Below are 5,008 nucleotides of genomic sequence, written 5' to 3' on the forward strand. Positions count from 1 at the left end.
AGCACTACACAACCTCAAACTCGACGTCCGGTAACCGCAGCACCCACCCCGGCAAGGCCCACCTCACCCCGCATTACGGGATACCTCTTAGCCGGTGCGCGGCTGTGCGGCCGGGGGTTCTCCCCGGCCGACGGCCGGCCCGCGAGACCCGTCAACCGTCCCTCGAAGGGGCGTCGTCCGGCCCCGATCAGGTTAGGGCCGGTTCGCGTGTCCGAAAGCGTTTCGGAAGCACCCGTAAGACCGGGATCACGCCGCAGACCGGGATCACGCCGCTTGTGCCCCCTGGTGACCATGCCGCCGTGGCCGGTGCCGCCGGGCACCGGCGTGGTCGGTGCCGCTGACGGGTCGGCACGGGTGACGCCCTGCACGTACTGTGGCGAGGTGCCTAAGACCCGTGGATACCTCGCCGAAGGCCCCCGTGTGGGCATACGCCACTTCACCTACGAGGACGAGGCCGAGTTCACCGCCCGGGCGCGGGAGAGCAAGGATCTGCATCACCCGTGGCTGTACCCGCCGACCAGCGCGGAGGCCTACGTCGGCTACGCCGGACGGCTGATCCAGGACCCCACGCGGGCGGGATTCCTGGTGTGCGAGAAGGAGAGCGGGGGCATCGCCGGGTTCATCAACATCAACAACATCGTCGAGGGCGGCTTCCTGTGCGGTGCTCTCGGCTACGGCGCCTTCGCACACGCCGCCGGGCGTGGGCTGATGGCGGAGGGACTCGGCCTGGTGGTGCGGTACGCCTTCGGACCCATGAGGCTGCACCGCCTCGAGATCAATGTGCAGCCGGGCAACGCGGCCTCGATCGCCCTCGCCCGGCGCTGCGGCTTCCGCCTCGAGGGCTTCTCCCCGGACATGATCTACGTCGACGGGGCCTGGCGGGACCATGAGCGCTGGGCCATCACCGTCGAGATGGTCGGCAGGTGAGCGGGACGCGTACGCGTGTCGCCCCGGACGCTCCCACCGACCTGGGCCTGAGCCCACCGGCCCCCGCACCGCCTGCCTCCCCACGACGCGCCGGCCTCCACAGCACTGTCCAGGACCCCGATCCGCGCCTGGAGAGCCCGGCCGGGACGCTCCTCGTGCAGGCGGCTGTGTCCTCCTTTGCGGAATCCTGACCGGCACGCACCCTGGTCGGCTCGGCGGCGGGCGGGTTCCATGGTGATGGTGACGACCATCCGACGGGACGCAATGACGCTGCCCGCCGCGGCGCTGGGCCCGGACAATCCGCTGCCCCCGCTGCGGCCGCTCGACGAGATGCACCGCATCGAGGACCGCGACAGAGAGGACCTGCCGGGCGACATGGCCCGGCAGATCGGCTACGCGCCGCTGCACAGCCTGCTGCCCGTGCGGGTCAGGGACGGTTACGGCAGAGCGCGGGAGTCCCAGGACCTGGACACCCTCGTGATCGAGAACGACCGGTTGCGCGTCACGGTCCTCCCCGGTCTCGGCGGGCGGATCGCGTCGCTGTTCCACAAGCCGACCGGCCGCGAACTCCTCTACCGCAACCCGGTGTTCCAGCCCGCGTGCTTCGCGCTCAACGGCGCCTGGTTCTCCGGCGGCATCGAGTGGAACATCGGTGCCACGGGGCACACGGCCCTCTCCTGCTCACCCCTGCACGCGGCCCGCGTCACCGCGCCGGACGGCGGCCCCATGCTGCGCCTGTGGGAGTGGGAACGCCTGCGCGACCTGCCCTTCCAGGTCGACCTGTGGCTGCCGGAGGGGTCCGACTTCCTGTACGTCGGCGTCCGCATCCGCAATCCGCACGAGAAACCCGCGCCCGTGTACTGGTGGTCCAACATCGCGGTCCCCGAGGAGTGCCGGGTCCTGGCCCCGGCGGACGAGGCGTGGCACTTCGGGTACACCCGCCGGCTGAGTCGGGTCCCGATGCCCGTGTACGACGGTGTGGACCGCACCTACCCCACGAACAGCGTCCACCCCGCCGACCACTTCTACGAGGTGCCCGACGGACGGCGCCGCTGGATCGCCGCGCTCGGCGAGGACGGCAGCGGACTGGTGCAGACGTCCACCGATGTGCTGCGCGGGCGGAAGCTGTTCGTGTGGGGCACGGGCACCGGCGGGCGCCGCTGGCAGGAATGGCTCACCGAACCGGGAACCGGCGGCTACTGCGAGATCCAGGCCGGTCTCGCCCGCACCCAACTGGAGCACGTACGGCTCGACGCCGGGAGCGAGGTGTCGTGGCTGGAGGCGTACGGGCCGATGAACACGGCGCGGGAGGGGGAGTGGGCCGCCGTTCTGGAGGGGGCCGAGGCCGGGCTCGAGGCCGCGCTGCCGCGCGCCGCGGTCGAGGCGGCGTACGAGCAGTGGCGGCCCTGCGCCGACGCCGAACCCGGCGAGGTGCTCGCGGTCGGCTCCGGCTGGGGCGCGCTGGAAGTGCTGCGCACCGGCGACAAACTGCCGGGCACACCGTTCGATGAGCAGACCCTCGGCGACGCGCAGGCTCCGTGGCGGGAGCTGCTGCGGACGGGTTCCTTCCCCGAGCCGCGACGGGTCGGCCCGCCCGGGGAGACACTGGTGGCGCCGCACTGGCGGGACATGCTGGAGACCGCGCCCGCCCGGCCGCTGACGGAGTACCACCTGGGGGTCGCGCAGTGGCATGCGGGCGATCGGGCCCAGGCCGTGCGCAGTTGGGAGCGCGCGCTCGAACTCGCGCCGTCCCTGTGGCCGTTGCTGCGCTGCCTCGCCGTCGCGGACAAGGAGGCCGGCGACCGGCAGCGGGCCGCCGACCGCTGGGCGGAGGCCTTCGACGACCTGTGCCAGGAGCGACGCGACGACGGGGAGAGCTGGACGGCCGCCACGACGGCGCTCGGCCGCGAGACGATCGAGGCGCTGCTGGCCGTGGGGCGGGTGGCCGACGCGCGCGCCGTGTGGCACCGTCTGCATCCCGCGACGCGCGAGCGCGGCCGCTTCCGGCTGACCGGCGCGGTGCTGCTGCTCGCCGAGGGCGATCCAGAAGGCGCACGGGCCGTCTTCGACGCCGGGTTCGAGGTGGCGGACCTGCGGGAGGGCGCGGAGACGATCAGCGAGCTGTGGGCCCGGGTCACCGACGACCCGCTGCCGGCACGGTACGACTTCCGGATGCGGCCCGAGGAGGGGGACCGGCCGGTGTGACAGGGCCGGCCGTCAGGTCGCCCACGCGGATACCTCACCCCCGATCCCGTTCGGATGGGGGCACCCCGGCGCGGCTCGGGAATCTCCCTGCGCACGAGCCTGGTTGGAACGGCCCGCGGGAGATCGCCGCGGATGTGTCCCGGGCTGCGAGGGGCGGGGCGAGCCCGCCCCCGAGGCGTTAGGCATGTCCCGGCCCGGGTACCCGGCGGGCATGAACCGCTTGGATCATCTGGAACATCTGGACAAGGTCCTGGTCGATGAGCTGGCACAGGTGGCCCGTGAGGCCGTACGCGACGAGCTGCGCGAGCAGACGCGCAAGCAGCGCCGCACGGCAGCGCTGTACGCCGCGTCCGGTGCCGTCGGCCTGTACGCGGGCGCCGCGGTGGCGCTCGCTCTGGGCCTCGCGCTCTCCCTCGGTCTGCCCGCGTGGGCCGCGGCGCTGATCACGGCGGCGGTGCTGGGCGTGGCGGCATACCTGCTGCGCGGCGCTGCCCGCGCCGGCGGCCACCACCACGGGTCCGCTACGACGGGCGCCGAGGGCAGGACCCTGGGCGCCACGGCGCCCGGCGCGCCGTCGAGCGGGGCCGGCATGCTTTACCCGCCGGTACCGCCCTCCGCACCCGGTGCTCCGGGGACGGCTGGGCCGGGTCCGGACCCCGAAGCCCCGCACCACCGGGCCCGGTGAGCGATGACCGGGGCGTGGTCGGGAGCCCTGCCGAGGCACCGCAAAACGGTCGTGGTGACCGGGGCCAGCGGAGGCGTGGGCCGGGCCACGGCTCTGGCCTTCGCCGCCCGTGGCGACCGGGTCGCCCTGCTGGCCCGGGGCCGCGAGGGCCTCGCCGCGGCCGCGGACGAGGTGAGGCGCGCCGGCGGTGAGGCGCTCGTCGTCCCCGTCGACGTCGCCGACGCGCGGGCGGTCGAGGACGCGGCGCAGCAGATCGTAGACGTGTTCGGGCGCATCGACGTCTGGGTCAACAACGCCTTCGCCGGTGTCTTCGCACCGTTCACACAGGTCGCGCCGGACGAGTTCCGCCGGGTCACCGAAGTGACGTACCTCGGCTGTGTGTTCGGCACGCGGGCCGCGCTGCGGCACATGCTGCCCGCGGACCACGGCACGATCGTCCAGGTCGGGTCGGCGCTGGCGTACCGGGGGATCCCGCTGCAGTCGGCGTACTGCGGTGCCAAGCACGCGATCCAGGGCTTCAACGAGTCGCTGCGGTGCGAGTTGCTGCACGACGGTTCCCGGGTGCGGACGACGATGGTGCAGCTGCCCGCCCTCAACACCCCGCAGTTCGACTGGGTGCTGAACCGGATGCCCGGCCGGGCGCGACCGGTCGCGCCGGTCTACCAGCCCGAGGTCGCCGCACGCGCGATCGTCCACGCGGCCGGGCACCCGCGGCGCCGGGAGTACTGGGTGGGTGGCTCGACGGCGGCCACACTGATCGCCAACGCCATGGCCCCGGGGCTGCTGGACCGCTATCTCGCCCGCACCGGATACGACGCGCAGCAGGACAAGGGTGAGCACGAGAGCACGGGGAACCTCTGGTCGCCCGCCGACGGTCCGCACGGCCGGGACTTCGGCGCGCACGGCCGGTTCGACGGCCAGGCCCTGTACGGCAGCCCGGAGGAATGGCTGTCCCGGAACCGGGCCAGGATCGGCGCTGGGCTGCTCGTGGGCGGCCTGGCCACCGTGGTGACCGCCGGTCTCCGCCGCCGTGGCTGACGTATCGGTCCCGGAGGCCTGACCACGGCAGATCGGCCGTCGGGCCACGGAGGGCCGAAAACGGCAGGCGACCGGGGGTGGCGCGGGGCGCGGCGCGCCGCGGGGCGCCCCGGGGAGCCGGGGCCGTAACCCGGCGCGGGGGGGGCCCCCGAA

General features: G+C 73.8%; 4 protein-coding genes. All 4 read left to right on the plus strand.

What is annotated here, in order from left to right:
* Window positions 1-381 precede the first annotated feature (381 nt).
* The 4 genes from ACWDA7_RS50225 (at window position 382) to ACWDA7_RS50240 (ending at window position 4,855) form a co-directional block, all read left to right on the plus strand.
* Window positions 382-927, plus strand: a complete 546-nt coding sequence (locus ACWDA7_RS50225; protein WP_359411650.1) for a GNAT family N-acetyltransferase — start codon at window positions 382-384, stop codon at window positions 925-927.
* Between the two features lie 231 nt (window positions 928-1,158).
* Window positions 1,159-3,132: a DUF5107 domain-containing protein gene (locus ACWDA7_RS50230; protein ID WP_450614574.1), complete on the plus strand. Its 1,974-nt coding sequence runs from the start codon at window positions 1,159-1,161 to the stop codon at window positions 3,130-3,132.
* 211 nt (window positions 3,133-3,343) lie between these two features.
* Window positions 3,344-3,817 carry a phage holin family protein gene (locus ACWDA7_RS50235; RefSeq protein WP_450614576.1) on the plus strand — a complete coding sequence of 158 codons (474 nt, stop codon included), beginning with the start codon at window positions 3,344-3,346 and terminating at the stop codon, window positions 3,815-3,817.
* Window positions 3,818-3,820: 3 nt separating this feature from the next.
* Window positions 3,821-4,855 (plus strand): SDR family oxidoreductase, encoded by a 1,035-nt coding sequence (locus tag ACWDA7_RS50240; RefSeq protein ID WP_450614578.1) that lies wholly within the window; start codon window positions 3,821-3,823, stop codon window positions 4,853-4,855.
* The last annotated feature ends 153 nt before the right edge of the window (window positions 4,856-5,008 follow it).

The organism is Streptomyces sp. NPDC001156 (assembly GCF_053598275.1).